Origin of the sequence: Hungatella sp. SL.1.14 (genome assembly GCF_024460495.1) — a bacterium.
GTDB lineage: Bacteria > Bacillota > Clostridia > Lachnospirales > Lachnospiraceae > Hungatella > Hungatella hathewayi.
This window is the reverse complement of record NZ_JANFYJ010000015.1, coordinates 17,185-38,858: the sequence shown is the minus strand read 5'-3', so window position 1 is coordinate 38,858 and position 21,674 is coordinate 17,185. Positions and strand designations below refer to the sequence as shown.

The 21,674-nt window shown below is 47.9% G+C and carries 17 protein-coding genes and 1 tRNA gene; 14 read left to right on the top strand and 4 right to left on the bottom strand.

Going from position 1 to position 21,674, the window contains the following annotated elements; translation table 11 throughout:
• The first annotated feature begins 1 nt into the window (after nucleotide 1).
• From NE473_RS16560 to NE473_RS16550, 3 genes are all read left to right on the top strand, one after another.
• Nucleotides 2-505, top strand: coding sequence for a TRAP transporter small permease (locus tag NE473_RS16560; RefSeq protein WP_006775088.1), 504 nt, complete (start codon nucleotides 2-4; stop codon nucleotides 503-505).
• A complete protein-coding gene (locus tag NE473_RS16555; RefSeq protein ID WP_006775087.1) occupies nucleotides 502-1,812 on the top strand; it encodes a TRAP transporter large permease in 1,311 nt (436 codons plus the stop codon). Before NE473_RS16560 ends, NE473_RS16555 begins: the two co-directional genes overlap by 4 nt.
• Before the next feature lie 117 nt (nucleotides 1,813-1,929).
• A tRNA-Leu gene (locus NE473_RS16550) sits at nucleotides 1,930-2,013 on the top strand.
• Between the two features lie 79 nt (nucleotides 2,014-2,092).
• Here the strand turns inward: NE473_RS16550 and NE473_RS16545 are convergent.
• A complete protein-coding gene (locus NE473_RS16545; protein WP_155560988.1) occupies nucleotides 2,093-3,751 on the bottom strand; it encodes a sensor domain-containing diguanylate cyclase in 1,659 nt (552 codons plus the stop codon).
• Between the two features lie 174 nt (nucleotides 3,752-3,925).
• On the opposite strand from NE473_RS16545, the gene NE473_RS16540 reads away from it, so the two are divergent.
• The 3 genes from NE473_RS16540 to NE473_RS16530 all read left to right on the top strand — a co-directional run bounded on the left by NE473_RS16540 (nucleotide 3,926) and on the right by NE473_RS16530 (nucleotide 6,453).
• Nucleotides 3,926-4,669: an ABC transporter ATP-binding protein gene (locus NE473_RS16540; RefSeq protein WP_039892223.1), complete on the top strand. Its 744-nt coding sequence runs from the start codon at nucleotides 3,926-3,928 to the stop codon at nucleotides 4,667-4,669.
• 1 nt (nucleotide 4,670) lies between these two features.
• Nucleotides 4,671-5,597: a SufB/SufD family protein gene (locus NE473_RS16535; RefSeq protein ID WP_022033427.1), complete on the top strand. Its 927-nt coding sequence runs from the start codon at nucleotides 4,671-4,673 to the stop codon at nucleotides 5,595-5,597.
• A gap of 415 nt (nucleotides 5,598-6,012) precedes the next feature.
• On the top strand, nucleotides 6,013-6,453 hold the full coding sequence (locus NE473_RS16530; RefSeq protein WP_055651988.1) for an ORF6N domain-containing protein: 441 nt from the start codon (nucleotides 6,013-6,015) through the stop codon (nucleotides 6,451-6,453).
• Between the two features lie 77 nt (nucleotides 6,454-6,530).
• Here NE473_RS16530 and NE473_RS16525 read toward each other — a convergent pair whose 3' ends face one another.
• Nucleotides 6,531-7,763, bottom strand: coding sequence for a 6-phosphofructokinase (locus NE473_RS16525; RefSeq protein WP_055651989.1), 1,233 nt, complete (start codon nucleotides 7,761-7,763; stop codon nucleotides 6,531-6,533).
• A 179-nt stretch (nucleotides 7,764-7,942) separates the two neighbouring features.
• On the opposite strand from NE473_RS16525, the gene NE473_RS16520 reads away from it, so the two are divergent.
• Together NE473_RS16520 and NE473_RS16515 are read left to right on the top strand one after the other, a co-directional pair.
• Nucleotides 7,943-10,351, top strand: coding sequence for a glycoside hydrolase family 94 protein (locus NE473_RS16520; protein WP_256265346.1), 2,409 nt, complete (start codon nucleotides 7,943-7,945; stop codon nucleotides 10,349-10,351).
• Complete coding sequence (locus tag NE473_RS16515) at nucleotides 10,348-11,823, top strand: phosphoglucomutase/phosphomannomutase family protein (RefSeq protein WP_006775079.1); 1,476 nt, start codon at nucleotides 10,348-10,350, stop codon at nucleotides 11,821-11,823. The genes NE473_RS16520 and NE473_RS16515 overlap by 4 nt, the downstream gene beginning before the upstream one ends.
• Before the next feature lie 129 nt (nucleotides 11,824-11,952).
• On the opposite strand, the gene NE473_RS16510 is transcribed toward NE473_RS16515, so the two are convergent.
• Nucleotides 11,953-12,624, bottom strand: a complete 672-nt coding sequence (locus NE473_RS16510; RefSeq protein WP_022033432.1) for a Crp/Fnr family transcriptional regulator — start codon at nucleotides 12,622-12,624, stop codon at nucleotides 11,953-11,955.
• A 161-nt stretch (nucleotides 12,625-12,785) separates the two neighbouring features.
• On the opposite strand from NE473_RS16510, the gene NE473_RS16505 reads away from it, so the two are divergent.
• The 3 genes from NE473_RS16505 (at nucleotide 12,786) to NE473_RS16495 (ending at nucleotide 16,269) form a co-directional block, all read left to right on the top strand.
• Nucleotides 12,786-14,246, top strand: coding sequence for an SLC13 family permease (locus NE473_RS16505; RefSeq protein WP_006775077.1), 1,461 nt, complete (start codon nucleotides 12,786-12,788; stop codon nucleotides 14,244-14,246).
• A gap of 79 nt (nucleotides 14,247-14,325) precedes the next feature.
• On the top strand, nucleotides 14,326-14,913 hold the full coding sequence (locus NE473_RS16500) for a YHYH domain-containing protein (RefSeq protein WP_055651991.1): 588 nt from the start codon (nucleotides 14,326-14,328) through the stop codon (nucleotides 14,911-14,913).
• A gap of 519 nt (nucleotides 14,914-15,432) precedes the next feature.
• Nucleotides 15,433-16,269, top strand: a complete 837-nt coding sequence (locus tag NE473_RS16495) for a DUF6602 domain-containing protein (protein ID WP_055651992.1) — start codon at nucleotides 15,433-15,435, stop codon at nucleotides 16,267-16,269.
• 260 nt (nucleotides 16,270-16,529) lie between these two features.
• Here the strand turns inward: NE473_RS16495 and NE473_RS16490 are convergent, their stop codons facing one another.
• Nucleotides 16,530-17,087: a hypothetical protein gene (locus NE473_RS16490; RefSeq protein ID WP_055651993.1), complete on the bottom strand. Its 558-nt coding sequence runs from the start codon at nucleotides 17,085-17,087 to the stop codon at nucleotides 16,530-16,532.
• Between the two features lie 233 nt (nucleotides 17,088-17,320).
• On the opposite strand from NE473_RS16490, the gene NE473_RS16485 reads away from it, so the two are divergent.
• The 3 genes from NE473_RS16485 (at nucleotide 17,321) to NE473_RS16475 (ending at nucleotide 21,662) form a co-directional block, all read left to right on the top strand.
• On the top strand, nucleotides 17,321-19,060 hold the full coding sequence (locus NE473_RS16485) for a sensor histidine kinase (RefSeq protein WP_055652005.1): 1,740 nt from the start codon (nucleotides 17,321-17,323) through the stop codon (nucleotides 19,058-19,060).
• Between the two features lie 233 nt (nucleotides 19,061-19,293).
• Complete coding sequence (locus NE473_RS16480; protein WP_006775842.1) at nucleotides 19,294-20,700, top strand: ABC transporter substrate-binding protein; 1,407 nt, start codon at nucleotides 19,294-19,296, stop codon at nucleotides 20,698-20,700.
• Between the two features lie 74 nt (nucleotides 20,701-20,774).
• Nucleotides 20,775-21,662 carry a carbohydrate ABC transporter permease gene (locus NE473_RS16475; protein ID WP_006775841.1) on the top strand — a complete coding sequence of 296 codons (888 nt, stop codon included), beginning with the start codon at nucleotides 20,775-20,777 and terminating at the stop codon, nucleotides 21,660-21,662.
• Nucleotides 21,663-21,674: the final 12 nt, after the last annotated feature.

Genomic DNA, 21,674 nt, shown 5'->3' with positions numbered 1-21,674 from the left:
AATGGAAACACTGCATAAAATCAGAGAAGTCCTGATGAAGATTCTGGGACTGTTCATTATTTTCCTGTTTGCCATGATGACGGTCATCGGAACGTATCAGATTGTTACGAGATACTTTTTCAACAGGCCGAGTACCATATCGGAGGAGCTGCTGACCTATACCTTTACCTGGATGGCGCTTCTGGCATCCGCTTACGTATTTGGAAAACGCGACCATATGAGGATGGGCTTCCTGGCTGATAAGATAACGGGAACGGCCAGAAAAATTCTGGAGGTGGCGATCGATTTCCTGACCTTTGCCTTTGCGGCGGTGGTGATGGTGTATGGAGGAATCTCCATCGTAAAGCTGACCATGATTCAGACGACGGCTTCCCTTCAGATTCCCATGGGATACGTTTACTTAATCGTACCGGTAACGGGAATTTTGATTATGTATTTCAGCTTTACGAATGGTATGGACATGCTGCACGGAGATTTCAGTGAGAAGGGAGAGGCGAGAGTATGAATACAATAGCGATAGCGTGCGGACTGATTATTCTGGTCCTTCTGGTGATTATGCTCCTTGCAGGCGTGCCGATCGCGGTCGCCCTGGCGGTTTCTTCCATCTGTGCCATACTGCCTATTTTAAATACGGGAGCGGCAGTCCTTACAGGAGCACAGCGTATTTTTTCGGGAATTTCGGTGTTCAGCCTTCTTGCCATTCCGTTTTTTATCCTGGCCGGAAACATTATGAACAAAGGCGGTATCGCCATCCGTCTCATTAATTTTGCAAAACTGTTTACCGGAAGAATTCCGGGAGCACTGGCTCACACCAACGCGGTAGCCAACATGCTGTTTGGAGCGATATCCGGCTCCGGTACTGCGGCGGCCTCCGCCATGGGTTCCATCATCGGGCCGATCGAGGAGGAAGAGGGATACGACCGTGATTTCTCAGCGGCGGCCAATATTGCGACGGCGCCAACCGGACTTTTGATCCCTCCGAGCAACGTGATGATTACCTTCTCCTTAGTCAGCGGAGGAACCTCTGTTGCGGCGCTCTTTATGGCGGGTTATATTCCCGGAATCCTCTGGGGACTTGCCTGTATGCTGGTGATCTTCTTTTTTGCGAAAAAGCGCGGCTACCGCAGTACGAAGCGGTATTCCGCCAGCGAAAAGGTGAAGGTGTTTTTCCAGGCGATTCCCTGTCTGCTGATGATTATTATCGTAATCGGAGGAATCATCTCCGGGATCTTTACGGCGACGGAGGGGAGCGTGGTGGCAGTTGTATACAGCCTGATTCTGTCCCTGTTCTTCTACCGGTCGATTAAGCTTACGGAACTGCCGAAGATTTTCCTGGACAGTGCGGAGATGACGGGAATTATTATTTTCCTGATTGGCGTTTCCAGCATTATGAGCTGGGTTATGGCCTTTACCGGTATTCCGTCTGCAGTATCGGAAGCCATGCTGAGCATCAGCAATAACCGTTATGTTATTCTCTTTATCATCAATATTCTTCTTCTGGTCATCGGTACATTCATGGACATGACGCCGGCGTGTCTGATCTTTACGCCGATCTTCCTGCCCATCTGCCAGAAGCTGGGAATGAATACCGTCCACTTCGGCATCATGATGATCTTTAACCTGTGTATCGGAACCATCACGCCTCCGGTAGGCACGACGCTGTTTGTAGGTGTAAAGGTAGGTAAGACGAAAATTGAAAATGTCATCAAGCCGCTTCTCCTTTACTTTACGGCTATTTTTATCGTCCTCCTGCTGGTCAGCTACGTACCGATCCTGTCGCTGTGGCTGCCGGGATTACTGGGGTATGTATAAGGAAAATAAATTATTTTTGAAAAATTGAAAAAAGTACTTGATTAATTTGGATAAATATAGTAATATAATTGTATGAATTGGACAACCAATTCGTACAATTATATGCTGTATGGCAATGCAGAAGTGGCGGAATTGGCAGACGCGCACGGTTCAGGTCCGTGTGGTAGCAATACCGTGAGGGTTCAAGTCCCTTCTTCTGCACGAAAGAAACAGAGAACAGGAGCGGCGGTATCACGAAGGATACCGCCGCTCCTGTTCTCTGTTTCTTTGAGGGAGTCTGTCACTCCATATCCTTCGACATGCTCATACCGGGTTCATACACGGCGTACTGGTTGCGCCCGTGCAGCTTGGCGTGATACAGTGCGATATCGGCCTTCTCATAGAGCGCCTCGAAGGTAGTCCCGTCCTCCGGGAAGGCCGCGGTGCCGATGCTTCCGGATATATGTGCCTCCGGCTCCAGGGCGCTGCCGATCAGGCTGCAGAGATTCTCCAGCCGGGCATATAGGTCCATGGAGTAGGAGACGTCTTTCAGCAGTATGATGAATTCGTCTCCGCCCAGGCGGCCGAAGATGTCATCACGGCGGAGCGCTGATTTTAAGCGCGCGGCCGCAGTGCGGAGCGCTTTGTCTCCAAACTGGTGGCCGTACCGGTCGTTGATCTGTTTAAACCGGTCGATGTCCAGCATAATCAGAATATGGTGATCCTGGCTGTTCTTTAAAATATGGCGGATGGCGCGGACCGAGGTACCGCGGTTTAACAGGCCGGTTAAGGAATCCTGTTCCGACATTTCCTGAAGCGTCAAAGCCTCCTTTTTCTCTTCGTCGATGTCCTTGATGAGGATAAACGCCTTGATGGTGTCGGTATACGGGTCGGGGACGATCTGGATCAGTCCCAGGCACCAGTAGGTGGTGCCGTCGGGGCGGAGTCTTCTGTGTTCCGTCTGAAGGGAGCGGTTGCCGTGGTAATAATGGTAGAGGAGCTGGTTGCGGTTAAATACCTTTAGGTAGTTTTCGCGGTCCTCTTCATATATGAAGTGTTCCGCGATGTAATTGATGATGTCTGAGAAGGTGTTCCGGGCGTATTCCGGAAGGGTGGAGGTGAGCTCTCCCATGATCTCCTCAAACAGATCGTATTTGAGATTGTATTCGTAATAGCCGATACAGTCTTTTTTTTGCTCGTTCATGTACTCCATCCATTTTTGATAGGCAAGTTCTTTTTCATACTGTCCGGTAATATCCTGATAGGAGATGATGCTTCTCAACGGTTCCCGGTTCTGTCCGCGGATAAGAGAGTAGCAGGCGGAGAACCAGTGGTATTCTCCGCTTTTCATCTTCATGCGGATGATCGATTTCCCTTCCGGGACGCCCCTTTCCATAGAATCATAAAAGTCCAGAAAATCCTGGACGCTCTCCCGGTGAATGATACCGTTATCGATAATGAAATCAGGGGTTGGCGGACATGAAATGGGACTGGGAAAGGAAAATGCGGAATCGTGCGGCTGACAGAGCGTTTTCGAAGGAATGTCGTAGATACTGATGTTGCATCCGGAGTGCCGGCTGGCGAGGCGGTATTGCTCTTCTCGGATGAGTAACTCTTCCTGCCGTTTCTTTCTGTCGTTTATATCAATCAGGATGCCGTACAGCACTTCTTCCCCGCCTCCGGGGACGTAATTGATGCGGATGAGGTACCAGCAGAAGTCTCCTCCCTCTGTTGGACTTCGAAACTCAAACTCAAAACGTGCCGGCGCATCACCCAGATGCCCCAGAATATCCTGTTCCAGTTCCTGATAATCCGGCGGTTCCACGATGTCTTCCAGGCGTTTTGCGGCTCCGTGCAGCTGCTTAAATTCATCGTTGGCATAGAGGACAGGAAAGCCGCTTACGGCCTTCAGCTTTACGATACCGCAGGGTATGTTGTCAAGTATCATATCGGATTTCATATACATTTCTCCCTTATGTGTGTTTTCTTATGAATGGTAAAACGGATATTGTTATAATTGTATGAAGAGGAGGCGGGAAAAAGAACCGATATGAAAAAAAATATAGTAAAGATTGGAAAAATGGTGTATACTAGCATGTGCGGGTGTTTGAGTAAGAGATACAGGAGGAGACATATGCTTACATTAGAAAACCTATCTTTTGGCGTACAGGATGAGAAGAGCCAGAAAGAGATTATCAGGAATTTAAACCTGACCATAGAGAGCAATAAATTTGTCGTCGTCACCGGCCCCAACGGGGGCGGAAAATCGACTCTGGCGAAGCTGATTGCGGGAATTGAGAAGCCGACCGGCGGGAGAATTCAGCTGGACGGGGTGGATATTACAGAGAAAAACATTACGGAGCGCGCTCAGAGCGGAATCAGCTATGCATTCCAGCAGCCGGTCCGTTTTAAAGGGATTGAAGTATTCGATCTGCTGCGCCTTGCGTCGGGAAAGCAGCTTACCATTACGGATGCATGCCAGTATTTATCCGAAGTAGGTTTATGTGCCAAGGATTATATCAAACGCGAAGTCAATGACAGCTTATCGGGCGGCGAACTGAAGCGGATCGAGATCGCTACCGTGCTGGCGCGCGGCACAAAGCTTTCTATATTTGACGAGCCGGAGGCCGGAATCGATTTATGGAGCTTCCAGAATCTGATTGCGGTATTCGAGCGTATGCGCCACAACATCAAAAACGGTTCGATATTAATCATCTCTCATCAGGAGAGAATTCTGGATATTGCAGACGAGATCGTGGTCATTGCAAACGGTCAGATCAGCATGCAGGGCCCGAAGGATGATATCCTTCCTCATCTTCTGGGGACAGCTTCCGCAGTGGATGCCTGTACGAAGTTCTACAACAAGGAGGAGGCATGACATGGCAAAGATGGATGAGATTCAGAAGCGGCTGTTAGAGGAAGTCGCTGATTTACATGACGTGCCGGAAGGCGCATATAATCTCCGCGCCAACGGCCAGACAGCGGGCCGGAATACGACGGCCAACATCGATATCACATCGAAGGACGACGGCACCGGCATCGATATTCATATTAAGCCGGGTACGAAGCATGAGAGCGTTCATATCCCGGTTGTGTTAAGCGAGAGCGGCTTAACCGAGGTGGTTTATAACGATTTTTATATTGGAGACGACGCAGATGTGGTGATCGTCGCGGGCTGCGGCATCAGTAACTGCGGGCAGCAGGATTCCCGGCACGACGGAATCCACCGTTTTTACTTAGGAAAGAATTCCAAAGTGAAATACGTGGAGAAACACTACGGCGAGGGAGATGGAAACGGTAAGAGAATCATGAATCCGGGCACCGAAGTGTATCTGGAGGAAAACAGCTACATGGAGATGGAGATGGTTCAGATCAAGGGCGTGGATTCCACCAACCGGAACACGAAGGCCGAGCTTTCAGCCGGTGCGAAGCTGGTTATCCAGGAGAGACTGATGACACACGGCGCTCAGGAGGCGGTGAGCGGATTTGTGGTGAATTTAAACGGTGATGACTCCAGCGCCAACGTGATTTCCCGTGCGGTGGCGAGAGATGATTCGAGACAGACGTTTCTTGCGGAGATCAACGGCAATTCCAGATGTGCGGGCCACTCTGAATGTGATGCGATCATCATGGATCACGCCAATATCAGCGCAATTCCGAAGATCACGGCAAACAACACGGATGCAGCCCTGATTCATGAGGCGGCCATCGGAAAAATAGCGGGAGACCAGATTATCAAGCTGATGACGCTGGGACTCAGCGAGGCGGAAGCGGAAGCGCAGATTGTGAATGGGTTTTTGAAATAGTCTGCGGTATAATCAGGATAAATTGGAGAAACTCTGATGAGTTAAGGAGTTTCTTCAGCTTATCCTGATTTTTATTCATAAGGAAAAATAATATAAAAAGTTTGATATTGTGTTCATTCAGGCTTCATGATATGATAATTATGGTTGCAGGTTTATCTGCAAGGCTTCATGACGCTAAAGCGACTTATCGCAGGCGGAAACTCCCCTTTGCGGGATTCTTTCTTCATTAAATTCTCTATTCTGATTGTTTCTCATTCCAGCAGCTGGTGAATAAACGGCATTCTTGGAAAATTCCTGATAGGAAGAAGGGATATTCACAATGATCCCCATGTATTTGTTATATGATTGAATTCTAAACTGACTTTTGTGACTGCCCAAAATGATATTGTATATGTGGTATGTATGAGGAGGCATTATGGAAAAAGAACAGCGGAATATAGAGGAGACTTTGGAACAGAAGAAAAAACAGTTGCCTGGAATTTTCATGCAGGATATACAAATACGGAATTTAATATACGTGATACGCGGCCGGCAGGTTATGATGGATAGTGATCTGGCGGATCTTTATCAGGTGGAGACGAAGGTCTTTAATCAGGCAGTTAAACGAAATATAGCACGATTCCCTGAAGCGTTCCGTTTTCAGCTTACATATGAAGAGTATATGTGTTTGAGGTCACAGATTGTTACCTCAAACGGGAGCGCAGATGCATCGATTGTTTTGATTGATAATAGGTCTTATCATATAGGGGCCTCTTTAAAGGATGCAGGCAAAAGGTGTTTTGCGGTCAGCCGTTTGGAGGACGTTGGGATGACAAAAGATATTTTGCGGAGATTAGAGCAGGGGAAGAACTGTTAGACACATTTAAGCAGAAATTATAAGAATAGAATGCGCGTCAATCCCTTTTGTTTAATGGGATTGACGCGCATTTGCCTTTATTTTTGAACCGGGCTCTTACGATAAAGATAAACCGGCCGTCCCGATTCCGTCTTCCTCTGCACCTCTCCCTGAATCAGAGGAAGCGCATAATCGAGGAAGGCCTGTGTCACATCGGTGCCGCGGGAATTCATCCACTCAGAGGGGAAGAGTTTTTCCCTGTTGCAGACCTCATTTACATCAACCGTACCGCATTCTAAATGGTACGATCCGTTTTCGTTTCGCAGGAAAGAGATCATGCGCCCGGTCAGCCCGGAGACAGCGGCCTTTACGCCTTCACGGCCTGCAAGAACGGATTCTTCAATATCCGTGGCGGAAGCCATCATACCGGAGCAACGCTGATTGACATTTAATTCGATGGAACGGACCTTGACGCCGAATTTATCGCGTATGAAGTTTTCCAGCATCTTACCGCTGCCGGTCAGCATCTTGTGGCCGAAGGTATCGAGACGGGCAGCATCCGCATATTCACAGATAAATTTGCCTCTGGCATCCGAGATGCCTTCTGAGATACAGATGACGACGGTGCTGTTCTTCGACAGGGCGGCAGTCACATCCTCTGTGAACTGTTCAAAATCGAAATGGGTCTCCGGCAGATAGATGAGTACCGGGTTGTCCCCCTTGTATTTACGGGCGAGAGCACTGGCAGCCGTTACCCAGCCGGCGTGGCGGCCCATCAGCTCTACGATGGTGACGGATTTCTGCTGATAGACGGAGGAGTCCAGAACGATTTCCCGGACCGTATCGGCTACATATTTTGCAGCGCTTCCGTAGCCGGGGGTATGGTCGGTGAGAACGAGGTCGTTATCTATGGTTTTCGGAACACCGATGAACCGGATCTCGCTGTGGTGGTGGGAGGCGTAGCGGGACAGCTTGCTGACGGTGTCCATGGAATCGTTGCCTCCGATATAGAAGAAGTATCCGATGTTCATCTTCCGAAACTTCTCAAACAGAGCCGGATAGAATGGTGAGGATAAGTCTTCCGGCAGTTTATAACGGCAGGAACCTAAATAGGCCGCCGGTGTTAATTTTAAAAGCTCTAATTCATCTGAAGTTAAATTCGCGGTTAAATCCATACAGGTACCGGACATATAACCTTCAATTCCGTTAATCATGCCGTAGACGTGATCAATGGCTTCCTGGTTTATCCCTTCCTTTATGACGCCGTAGAGGCTCGCGTTGATGACGGCGGTTGGGCCGCCGGACTGGCCAACGATTGCATTTTTCTTCATGTGTATATTCTCCTTTTTTGACGCTCCCCCTATTCTATAATAGAAACGCAGGCTTTGCAACCCCTGCTTTTCGTGGATCGCGCAAGGTTAGACAAATTTTCACACTCTCAGCCATACCTATTTTTTGTGAAAATTCTATAATTGAGATAGAACGTAAGCGACTAGAGGAGGATGATGGGATGCAGTACGGACATTTTGATAATGAAAAAAGGGAGTATGTGATCGACCGGGTAGATCTGCCCACGTCGTGGACCAATTACCTGGGAGTAAAGGATATGTGCGCCGTTGTGAACCACACGGCAGGCGGATATCTCTTCTACAAATCCCCGGAATACCACAGAATTACGAAGTTTCGGGGGAATGCCGTCCCGATGGACCGGCCGGGCCATTACGTCTATGTGAGAGATGATGAGACGGGGGAATTCTGGAGTATATCGTGGCAGCCGGTGGGAAAACCTCTCGATCAGGCAAAATACACCTGCCGCCATGGCCTGTCCTACACGACATACAGCTGTGATTACCAGGGAATCGAAGCGGAGCAGACGCTGTTCATTCCGATTGACGATCCTGTAGAACTGTGGGATGTGAAGCTGAAAAATGAGAGCGGGAGAAAACGGAAATTAAGCGTGTATTCTTACTGTGAGCTTTCCTTCCACCATATAGAAATGGATAATAAAAACTTTCAGATGAGTCTGTATGCCGCCGGTTCTTCCTTTGAAGACGGCATTATTGAGCACGATTTATTCTATGAGGAGTTTGGATACCAGTACTTTACATCAGATTTTAAACCGGACGGCTTCGATTGCCTCCGGGACAAATTCATCGGCCTCTACCACACAGAGGATAATCCCGTGGCGGTGGAACGGGGGGAGATGAGCGGAAGCTCTGAGAAAGGCGGAAATCACTGCGGCGCATTGATGAGACGTCTGGAGCTGGAGCCGGAAGAGGAGACGAGGCTTATATTCCTGCTTGGCGAGGGGAAACGGGAAGCAGGACGCGCTATGCGGGCGAAGTACTCGGATCACGGAGCGGTCGACCGGGCGTACAGCGATTTAAAGGCGTTCTGGGACGATAAATGCAGCCGCCTTCAGATCCAAACCCCGGATGAAGGCATGAACACACTGATCAATACGTGGACACTGTACCAGGCGGAGATCAACGTCATGTTCTCCCGGTTTGCCTCCTTTATCGAGGTCGGCGGCCGGACCGGTCTGGGATACCGGGATACGGCGCAGGATGCCATGACGGTTCCTCACTCTAATCCGGAAAAATGCCGCCAGAGGCTGGTAGAACTGCTTCGCGGTCTCGTATCGGCCGGATACGGTCTCCATCTGTTTCAGCCGGAATGGTTTGACCCGGATACGGAGGTGAAGCCTTTCAAGTCACCTACGGTTGTGCCGACTCCGAAAGTTTCTGATATGATCCACGGTCTGGAGGATACCTGCTCTGACGACGCTCTGTGGCTGATCGCCTCCATCGTGGAGTATGTGAAGGAGACCGGGGAATACGGATTCTTTGATGAAATCATTACGTATGCCGACGGCGGAAGCGGTACGGTGTATGAACATATGAAGAAGATCCTGGATTTCTCCGCAAAACAGATCGGAGCGCACGGCGTCTGCAAGGGGCTCCGGGCAGACTGGAACGACTGTCTGAATCTGGGAGGCGGAGAGAGCGCACTCGTATCCTTCCTCCACTACTGGGCGATCGATAATTTCCTGGAAGCGGCATCGTGGCTGGGAAGAGAGGAGGATGTGAAGGTTTATACCAACATGCTCCGCACGGTGAAAGAGACCTGCGACAGAGAACTGTGGGATGACGGCTGGTATATCCGCGGCATCACAAAAAATGGAAGAAAGATCGGCACTCACCAGGACCGCGAGGGCAGGCTGCATCTGGAGTCCAACAGCTGGGCGGTGCTGTCCGGCGCTGCAGATTATGAAAAGGGGATAAAAGCCATGGATGCCGTGGACGAATATCTGTACACCCCCTACGGCATTATGCTGAACGGCCCTTCCTATACGGTTCCGGATGATGATATTGGCTTTGTCACCAGAGTTTATCCGGGCGTCAAAGAAAACGGATCCATTTTCAGCCATCCCAATCCATGGGCGTGGGCTGCGGAATGCAGACTGGGAAGAGGCGACCGGGCCATGAAATTCTACCATGCATTGTGTCCTTACTATCAGAATGATATAATAGAGATCAGGGAGGCGGAGCCGTATTCCTACTGTCAGTTTATTATGGGAAAGGACCATACGGCTTACGGCCGGGCACGCCACCCGTTTATGACTGGAAGCGGCGGCTGGGCGTATTTTTCAGCCACCCGCTACATGCTGGGGATTCGCCCGCAGTTTGACAGCCTGGAGATTGATCCGTGCATTCCGGCGGACTGGAAGGAGTTCTCTGTAACTCGCGTATGGCGCGGCGCAGAGTACCGTATCTCCGTGAAGAATCCGGAAGGCGTAATGAAGGGCGTTAAGGAACTGATACTGGATGGCAGGAAGGTAAGTAAGATACCTGTGTCAGAAGCAGGAAGCAGTCATGAAGTTACTGTTGTCATGGGAGATAAAGGAGGAGAATCATGATTAAATTTGGCACCGGCGGCTGGAGAGCCGTCATCGGCGATGAGTTTACGAGGGAGAATATCCAGAAGCTGTCCAGGGCTCTCGTCAATAAAATGAAGGATGAGGGGGTAGCGGAGCAGGGGATCGCTATCGGCTATGACAGGAGATTCTTATCAAAGGAAGCCGCGATCTGGGCAAGTGAAGTGTTTGCGGCAGAGGGTGTTCCAGTGAAGTTCATTCTTGGTTCCGCCCCCACTCCGCTCATCATGTTCTTTGTCATGCGCCATGAGATGCCTTACGGCATGATGATTACAGCCAGCCATAATCCCGCGGTCTATAACGGAATCAAGGTGTTTACAAAGGGAGGCCGCGACGCGGATGAACTTCAGACACAGGAGATTGAACGGTATATTCATGGAATCGAGGAGGAAGTGCTTAAAGCGGCCTGCGTAACCCGGGGTTCTGATTCGGAGGAGCCGGCGGTTCGCGTGATGGAGTATGAGAAAGGCATCGAGACCGGAATCATCGAGGAGATCAATCCTTTAAATGAATATCTGGATAATATTATCAGTGCCGTCAATATGCAGGCGATCCGGGACCGCGGTTTGAGGATTGCCATTGATCCCATGTACGGGGTCAGCAATACATCGCTTCGGACCATTTTGGCGACTGCCCGCTGTGACGTTCAGGTGATCCATGAAGAACACGACACACTGTTCGGCGGAAAACTGCCGGCGCCGTCAGCCTTTACCTTAAGAAGTCTCCAGAATTACGTGGTGGACCGCAAGTGCGACATCGGTATCGCTACCGACGGAGACGCCGACCGTGTGGGCGTGATCGACGATACGGGCAAATTCCTCCATCCCAACGACATTCTGGTAATGCTTTATTACTATCTCGTCAAGTACAAAGGCTGGAAAGGCGCGGTAGTCCGCAACGTGGCGACTACCCACATGCTTGACAAGGTTGCGGAAGGCTTTGGAGAGAAGTGCTACGAAGTGCCGGTTGGCTTCAAATATATCTCTGCGAAGATGAATGAGACGAATGCCATCATCGGCGGCGAGTCCTCAGGCGGACTGACGGTTCGCGGCCATATCAACGGCAAAGATGGCATTTACGCCTCCACGCTTCTGGTGGAGATGATCGCCGTTACCGGCAAGAAGCTGTCCCAGATTGCCAGGGATATTGAGGACGAGTACGGCGCAATCCATATGGAGGAGCGGGATTACAAGTTCAGCCAGGAGAAGAAGGATCAGATCTATGACACCCTTTTAATCCAGAAACAGCTTCCTGAGATGGATCTGGAGATCGACAAGATATCCTATCTGGATGGCTGCAAGGTGTACTTTAAGAACGGCGGCTGGATTATCGCAAGATTTTCCGGAACAGAACCGCTTTTGAGGATTTTCTGTGAGATGGGAGATCCGAAGGATGCGATCAGGATGTGCGAGTGTTTTGAAGAGTTTTTGAATATTAAAGGAAACAGAAACTAAATCATTTGATTCCGGAGCCCAGGCCGGCGTTTGGGCTCCGGCAGCAGCAATTGACTGGTAATCGGATAACGGAGGGCAGAACTGAATGGTTCAGTTTGCCCTCCGTTCTTTGACTGACAGCGGTTTGCCTCATCCGTTCTGCAGCAGCGTCATCGCTCTCAATTTTTCTTCATCCTGGATAACCAGACAGCCGTCTTCCCGGGCTATAATTCCCGTCTCCCTCAGCTTCCTGGCAATGCGGCTTACGGTTACCGGATGCATGCCCAGATAGTTGGCGACCTCAACAAAAGAAAATGCCTTGGGAATCATGGATTTTCCGCGTTTCTTAATGCTGTAGGTCAGGAGCCACTTACAGAACTGTGCGGTTTTGTCGCCGTCCATCATCCACTGGATTTTATTGACCAGTTCCAGATAATTCAAAGTGGTTGCGCCTAACACGCACTGGGTGAAATACGGGGAAGAATCCATCATGGATTCAAACTGTTTTTCCCGCATGCTGTAATAGACACAATTTGTTTTTGCCGTGATCCAGAACGGGGAAGGGGTGATATAGCGCTGCCAGTCATAAGGAAAGTGTTTCACCAGTGCATTGGCAAAGCCAACCAGCCGCTTTTCCCCAAAATAGAGGTAAACATGCTCCTCTCCATCATCATTGATCCGTGTCAGAGCCGCGATCCCCTCATCCAGAAAACAGATATTATCGCAGCCCTCACGCGATGGATCAAACAGATATTGATTCTTTTTCGCCTCTCTGCGAATTCCGCAGCGAATAAAATCTTCTCTGATCTGATATGGTTCCATGGTCATCCTCCCGTATAAATCTTTTTTTACTGATATAACTATAGCACACCTTTCCCCCGGTATCCACTGAAAAATGCATTTTGTATCTTAGCACCTGCTATGGTATGTGTGATATCAGTATGTTAATATTGTAACAATAAAATAGATTAGGGGGAAATACCATGAAACAAAAGAAAAATATGTATCCGTTTCACTGCATGATCGGCATCGCAATTATGCTCCTGTTTCGCCTGCTGCCGATTCACATGCCCAATATCACACCAGTAGGTAAACAGATCTTCGGCATTTTCATCGGAACGCTCTATCTGTGGACGACAGTCGATCCGGTCTGGTCCAGCATTCTCTGTATCTTTATGATCGGCACCTCCGGTTATGCACCGATGGGAGCCGTGCTGAATACTGCGTTCGGCAATCCCACGGTTGTTCAGCTGTTCTTTCTGATGATCCTGATGAACAGTCTGCAGACGAACCGGATCAGCGCCTATATCGGCCGTTTCTTCCTGACGAGAAAATTTATTATCGGCCGTCCGTGGGCATTTACTGCCATACTCTTTATCGGATCCATGCTGATCGCCGCGTTTGTGGGCTGCTTTGCGCCGATATTCCTGTTCTGGCCAATTCTTTACGATATTTTTGAGGATATCGGTATGAAGCCGTTCGAGGCATATCCTACCATTATGCTCATCCTGATTGTTGTGGCCTGTGCCATCGGATTCCCGGTTCCGCCATACATGAGCAACGGTCTCGCACTGATTTCCAACTACACAACCGTGTCTCAGAACCTTCTGGGAACAACCGTAGTGATCAACAACGGACAGTGGCTGCTCGTCGCGTTGATTTACGGCTTCTTATGCAGCGGAGCTGTGATTCTCTTTACCAAATACGTCCTGCATCCCGACGTGAGCAGGTTAAAGAATCTGACGCTGGAACAGCTGAATAAAAATCCGCTGCCTCCGCTGAGCAAAAGACAGAAGGCAGTGGCGCTGATCTGCGTCTGTTTTCTGTTAAGCATGCTTCTGCCAAGCCTTTTCCCCACACTTCCGGGCATGGCATGGCTCAGCGCCAACTCCTTCGGGATGGCTCTTTTATTCCTGGTGATCTTATTTGCAGTGAAAATTGATGGAACACCGGCTATTACGATTGAAGAGAATATCGGGGTATTTGCCTGGGGAACCTTTTTCCTGGTGACCTCCGCAATCCTGCTGGGAGGCGTGCTGACGAATGAAAGCACGGGAGTGACCGCATTTTTAAATACCATCCTTTCCCCGATTTTCACCGGTATGAGCCCGCTTGTCTTCGGCGCCATGCTTCTGATCATCGGCTGTGTGCTGACGAATGTCTGCAATTCCCTGGTGATCGGCATGATCCTTCAGCCGGTGGTGGCAACCTACTGCCTGCAGGCCGGGATTAATTCCGCCCCTCTGGTTTCCATTATGGGAATCTTTGTGCTCTCGTGTGCCATTGCGACTCCGGCGGCATCTCCGTTTGCGGCCATGCTGTTCAGCAATAAGAACTGGATAAAATCCGGAGATATTTACCGCTATAACATCATGTACGTGGTATTGGAACTGGTACTGGCGCTTCTGGTGGGGCTGCCCCTTGCCAATGCTCTGATTCATTAAAGAAAAGATGCGGGCGCTATAGCTTTCCCTGACGCTTTATCGTATAATGAAAGAAATACAATTTGCAGGAGGGATCTGTATGAAAAAGCATTGCAAAAAATTAGCGGTTTATTTAATGAGCGGCAGCCTTCTGGTGTCCACCTTTACCGTGATACCCGGAACCCCGTTTTCCATCGAGGCGGAGGCGCACTCCGGGCGTACGGATGCCAATGGAGGCCACAAAGACAACCAGAATAAGAGCGGCCTGGGAAGTTACCATTACCATTGCGGCGGCTATCCGGCGCATCTGCACCCGAACGGCGTATGCCCTTATCAGTCAGGAGAGACCACACAACAGACGGAACAGAAGCCGGCAGTACAGCCGGAAACGAAAGCAGAGACTCAGCCGGAGACCCAGGCGACTGCCATTGGCTGGCATCAGGATGCGAGCGGCTGGTACTACTGCAAAGGGGACAACCAGTATTATAAAGACGGCTGGCAGGAGCTCGACAGCAAGTGGTATTACTTTGACGTCAACGGCTATATGAAAACAGGCTGGCTGATACTGGGAGACGACTGGTATTATCTGGCGTCTGACGGCCACATGGTGACCGGAGATATGGAAATCGACGGGACTCTGTACTATTTCGAGACGAACGGGGTTCTGGTTGACGATTATTATGACTGATGGGATAGGACCGGATATGCTTCCTGTAAAGTGAATTCATATTTCACACATTTTTCACATGCTGTACAAAATTTATTTACATCTTCTACAAACTTACTTCATAAGTCTTCCGTATACTATAACCATAGACAAGAAAAACTTGTTTAATAAAAAGACTTTTTTTCATAACTCGCCGGTGGAACCCACATTCCACCGGCTCCTCCCTTTTTATGGTGTGTGTTATCCATTAACGATATAATTCAAACTTCTTAAATATTAAGTGATTCAATTGCTGGGCTCAGGGATTAACAGGAGCTGATTTGTAAAAAACTCTCAGTATTTGCCTCAATAATTTTGCCGGTGAAATATCACCGGTTTTTTTGTTACAGGAAAATGAGGTATGGAATTATAGGATGTAAAGAGCAGCAACAGACTGAATAAACTTGTTGTGTTTATGACTTACATGATATATTATAAATATAACTCAATGTTCTTCTGGCAATTTGTAAAAATAAATTTTTTTTAAGGAGGCAGTGCTTAGTGTTAAGTTTAGTACGTTATCAACAATCTATAGCTGCAGAATTTGAAGCTCAAAAGAACAGAGTAAGGTTTTTTATTGATGATGCACATTGGGGAGAAGATGGAAGATATAAAGAAATTCTTCTGGGAGATTTCCTGAAAGGTATATTACCAGCGAATGTAGAAGTAGGAACTGGATTTATCAAAAATGCCAATGGTGAATTGACCAATCAAATAGATTTAATTATTTATAAAAAAAATCATCCTTACTTATTCAAAAAGGGAGACTTTGTGGTATTGATGCCGAATAGTGTATTAGGAATTATCGAAGTAAAATCAACTGCTTCATCAGACATACTGACGAGGAGGAGAAGTAAATATTCCAAAAGCGTTATTGAAATCTGTGAACTTAATGGTCGGATAATAGGTAATAATCAAATTTTTAATGGTATTTGGGGATATGATTCTAACATATGTATAAGCGCTGAAACTCGCAATACTAATCTTGGCTTACAATTATTAGAAAGCTGTGGTTATTTAAATCACATATGTTTCAATTCCAATGTATTTTGTAGATACTGGGAGCAGGGGAATCCAAGAGACCGAGAGACGGATAATCGCCCCTGTTTTAGTTTTTATGATTTATCATGGAACAGAATATTTGGTCCCAACTGCAATGACAGGCCAGGACTTGCTTTCGGATATTTTATTTCAAATCTGTTAGAGTATGTTTACAGGCAAATATCTCCACAAGTTTTAGATGAACAGTATTTTGAGTTCCTTTATCCTATTGAACATACAAAAGAAACTTATCGTTATTTTGGATGTGATATAAAACTTGATTTGCAGGAGAGATGAAGTGATCAAACTATTTGTGACAGATATTATAAATGATTACATAAAAAAGTCCTTAAAAAGGGAGGAGCCGGTGAAATGTGGATTTCACCGGCGAGTTATGAAAAAAAGTCTTTTATAAAAAAGTGATTTTCTTTTCTATGGTTATAGTATACGTACCAATTATGAAGTAAGTTTGTAAAAGATGTAAATAAATTTTAGACAACCTATGAAAAAAGTATGAAATATAAAATTTGTATAAAAAATGTGCCGCTTACAGGCATTTATTTTTTTGGATATACCGTATTATCGTAAGAGCGGGTTTTACCCATTCCGAATACGAGAACAGGGGAGACCGATTTTTTTTTGATATCCCGTCCGGCACTCATAATATCGTAGTCCCGAAGGGTGATATTATAGAGCTGTGCATCTTCAGCATATCCAAATAACCCGACAATTTCAGCTTTTGGGTCAGTCATGGTCAGCCCTTTGATTTCGAAGCCGTTGCCGTTATAGGAACCTTTAAAAGGCTCATCTTCGGTTCCGATAGGAACCCACTCATCCGATGATAATTCGATATCAGCCTGCTGGAGGTAATTCCGATCAAGTCCATACCCATCTTTTCCAATTGCCCTTAACTGAGTCTCATCAAAAACCAGATAATATGTAACTCCTTTCAATTCCAGTGTTTCCATCGTAGTTTCCTCATCTGAGCGACTGCTTTGCTGCTGAGGTGTCTTGCCGGCTGCGGAACATGCGCTTGTGAAAATAATGCCTCCTGCAAGTGTGACCGCAATAATCAAACTTATGCCGATGCGTTTCTTTCTGATTAAATGTCCCATTCCTATAGTTCCTGTTCCTTTCGTACAAATAATTATTGTATACAAATAAATGTAACAAATCTTTCTCGCTGCATCATATCGCTTTCCTGCATCACTGTCAAGTTTCCCAAACTCTTTTGGGAGTATGAAAGACGGAGTCGGCCAGTTACTATATTGCCGCCCCCCTCCTTTTTGTGATATAGTAGAGACATTGAAAAATGGGAAAAGCCATTTACGCGGTGAAGGGGTCAGATATGAGTAAAAAAGAAAAAAACGAAATTTCCATGAAATGGCGCATGATAGGGATCATGCTGATGTGCTGGTTCCTCCCGTTCTGCCTGATTATTGGAGTGGCGGGCTATTATATTTTGAGCAACCGCTACGGGACTGTGGCACAGGGGATTGTAGACCAGGTAGTCTATGACGGACAGATCTGTGTGGAACGGCTGAATTACGGAATCAGTGCGTCCAGGAAGGCGACGTATGATCAGACTCTGGAGAAAGCATGGCGGGAATACAGCCGCGGCATTAGAAGCTACGGCGGACTGTATACTGTGAGCAATGATTACTTAAATAAAGAATACCGCCAGAATCAATGCTTTTCCACCACCATCCTGTGGTGCTACGAGGAACCGGAACGCATGAACTGCAGCGTCTATAATAATTCGGCCGGCGGTACCTATCAGCAGGTGCAGACCTACTGGAGAGAGGACCATGAAAGGATCAAAGAGTTTCTGTCCACGCTGGATACCGCTTTAGGCTACATCAATATAGACGGCCGGATTTATATGGTCAGGAATCTGCTTGATAATACGTATTATCCGTTCGGGGCGCTGATTATGCGCCTGAACACGTCATACTGTTTTGGACCTCTCATCGATTCTCCGCAGGGGGAAAATGTTCTTGTCCGGCTCGACGGCCAGACCATCCTGTTAAAGGGGGAGAACATGGAGGAAAAGATACCAAAAGACAGTGATGTATCTCAGACAGGCTACAGCCGCAGAAATGGAAATATGTACGTTTACGATACGCAGAAGGAGGAGTACTTTACTCTGTCGGTGCTGATGCAGGCGGACAAGAGTATTATCCAGGCTCCGTTTTATGGATATCCCTTTGTCATCGCAGGCATGCTTCTGTTTCTGGTGCCTCTGCTTTTGATTCTGCTGCGTGTGTTCAACCGGAATGTTACGAAACCGATTACGGTGATGATGGAGGGAGCCGATCAGATCGAAACGGGAAACCTCGGATACCAGATTAAAGAAGCACCGGAAAACCTGGAATTTAAGTATCTGATGGAGTCCTTTAACCAGATGTCCGAGCGGCTGAAGTACCAGTTTGACCATATTTACGAGGAGGAGATTGCACTGCGTGATGCCAGAATCATGGCGCTCCAGTCCCATATTAACCCTCATTTTATGAACAACACGCTGGAGATCATCAACTGGGAAGCCCGTTTGGGAGGAAATGAAAAGGTATCCCGCATGATCGAGGCTCTTGCGACGCTGATGGACGCGGCCATGGACCGGAAGAAGAGAACCCTGGTGCCGTTGTCAGAAGAGATGATCTATGTAAATGCTTATTTGTACATTAACTCCGAACGATTCGGCAAGCGCCTGACCGTAGTCAAGGAACTGGATGAATCCATTATGCAGTATGAGGTGCCCAGGCTGATTCTGCAGCCTGTGATTGAAAATGCCATCGAGCACGGCGTAAGGCCCAGCGGGCGGGGAACCGTTGTCCTGCGCGGCTATGAGAAAGAGGGGTATCTCTACCTGGAAATTGTAAACGACGGGACCCTGACACCCGCGGAGGAAGAGAAGATATGCCGTCTGCTTTCTCCGGAGTACGATTTCAGCCGGGAACCGTCCGGTAATCTTGGCATTGCCAATGTGAATCAGCGCCTGAGGATTCTTTATGGAGAACCCTGCGGCCTTACAATTGAAAAAGATGATGAACAGCATGTCATTGCGCGTCTTACCATTGCGGCACGGTAACAGGCGTAATGGCGAACAGGTTCAGATAAATGGTACCCGGTCCGATCCCACCCTGAGTGTAAAATCGGACCGGAATTCATTTGTCTGAACTTGTTCTGTGATAAGTGAACAAGAAAATACAACAAATGGCATAACTGGTTATTCATTTTTGCAACCGAATCAGCGATAATAATGACATAAGGTATACAAATTGCAGGAATGCAAAGGGTGTATAAAAAACAGGAGGTATTGATATGAAGAAAAGAACAATGGCATTATTACTGGCAGGAGCCATGACCACAACCGTATTTACCGGCTGTTCCAAGCAGTCCACTGCTGATACGACAGCAGCTCCGAAGACAGAGGCGGGAACTGAGGCCAAGACAGAGGGCGAAGCTAAGACGGAGGCCCCGACAGAAGCGAAAAAGGCAGTGGCATTAAACGTAATGACAACCTTTGCCGGTGAGGATGGAAATGCACCGAACTACCAGAAGGCAGTAAAGGACTGGGAAGCATCTACCGGCAACACCGTAAACGATTCTTCCGCAGTTTCAGATGAGACGGTAAAGGCCCGTGTGGCAAGCGATTTTCAGATGGGCTCCGAGCCGGACGTACTGTTCTGGTTTAACGGCGCAGACGCCAACTCCTTTATCGAAGCCGGTAAGGTTATGTCCATCGATGATATCCGGAAGGAGTATCCGGAGTACGCGTCCAACATGAACGATGATTTAATCGCCGCGTCTCTCGTCGACGGAAAGAAATACGCAGTACCGGTAAATGGTTTCTGGGAGGCGATGTTTGTCAATACGACTGTTCTGGACGCCGCAGGGGTAGAAGTACCGGGACCGGATTACACATGGGATCAGTTCCTTGCAGACTGTGAGAAGATCAAAGCGGCAGGCTACAGCCCGATCGCAGCAGCTCTCGGCAACATTCCGCATTACTGGTGGGAATACGCCATCTTCAATCACAACACCCCGGCAAACCACTGTGATATTCCGGAAACGGTTGATGACGCACAGGGACAGTCATGGGTGGCAGGTATCAACGATATCAAAGACTTATATGAAAAAGAGTATTTCCCGAAGAACACATTATCAGCAACTGACGATGATACGTTCCTTGCTTTCACAGAAGATAAGGCAGCTTTCTTAATCGACGGTTCCTGGAAGGTTGGCGGAATCGCAGGCGCATGCCAGTCAGACCCGAATGATCCGGCTACACTGGATAAAGAGAAACTTGACAAATTTACCGTAACCTACGTACCTGGCCAGGGCGACAGAAAAGCAACCGATTTAATCGGCGGTCTGTCCATGGGCTACTATATTACGAAGAAGGCATGGGATGATCCGGAAAAGAGAGATGCAGCAGTAAACTTTGTGGAATACATGACATCTAACGAAATCGTTCCGATCTTCGCACAGCATACGGCTTCCGCACTGAAAGAAGCACCGGAAGTAGACCAGAGCCAGTTTAACTCCCTGCAGGTGAAGGCAATGGATATGATGAGCGGCGTTACATCCTTAACACCGGCTGTTCAGGATATTTTCCAGGGCGAATGCAGAACGTCAACATTCGACGGCATGCCGCAGATCGTAACAGGCAAGGTATCAGCAGAGGATGCTGTGAAGGAAGGCCTGGAGATTTACCACGCAAACTAAATAACTGTCAATTGAAAGCCGGAGACGTAATGGCCTTTCGTCTCTGGCTTTTTTACGGAAAATAGGGTGAGAATATGGGAGCAAATATCTATAAAAACAAAAAGCCGCTGTTCCTTTTTCTGGTTCCGGCGTTCGCCTTTATGGCAATTTTCTTATACTATCCATTTATACAGAACATCTTGAACAGTTTTAAGCAGATTACGGAGCTGGGAGCCGCCAGCAAAGGCTGGAATGATCCATGGTATACCAACTATGTTACCATGTTCCAGGATGAAAACATGCGTGTAGCAGTCAGAAACACAATCCTCATGATGGTGGTCACCATCGTCGGCCAGGTTGGAATCGCCATTGTCCTGGCACTTCTGGTTGACAATATCAGCCATGGAGCAAAATTCTTCCGGACGGTCTACTTTTTCCCCATCGTGATTTCGGCAACTGCGTTAGGTCTGATGTTCAATCTGATCTTCCTGTACGACAAGGGCATGGTGAATCAGCTGTTAGAGAGTTTCGGCGTCACCGAACTCATCGACTGGAAAGGGGAGAAACTGGCGCTCATTACGATGATGCTGCCTGTTATGTGGCAGTATGTGGGATTCTATTTTGTGATTTTGATCACGGGACTCAATAATATTTCCGATGAACTTTATGAGGCTGCCGCTATCGATGGGGCAACGGGATTCCAGAAAGTAAGATATGTCTCCATTCCGCTGCTTCACAATGTTATGTGTACCTGCGTGGTTCTTGGCGTTACCGGCGCATTAAAGGTATTTGACCTTCCATGGACCATGTTCCCGAAAGGAATTCCGCTGGGTGAGACCTGGCTGACCGGCACATACATGTACTACCAGACCTTTAATACCAAAAATGTCGATTACAGTTCTGCCATAGCAGTTCTGATCGTAGTTCTGGGAATTGTGACGGCGAAGGTGGTCAACACAATTTTCAAAGAAAAAGATTATTAGGAGGGGATTCAT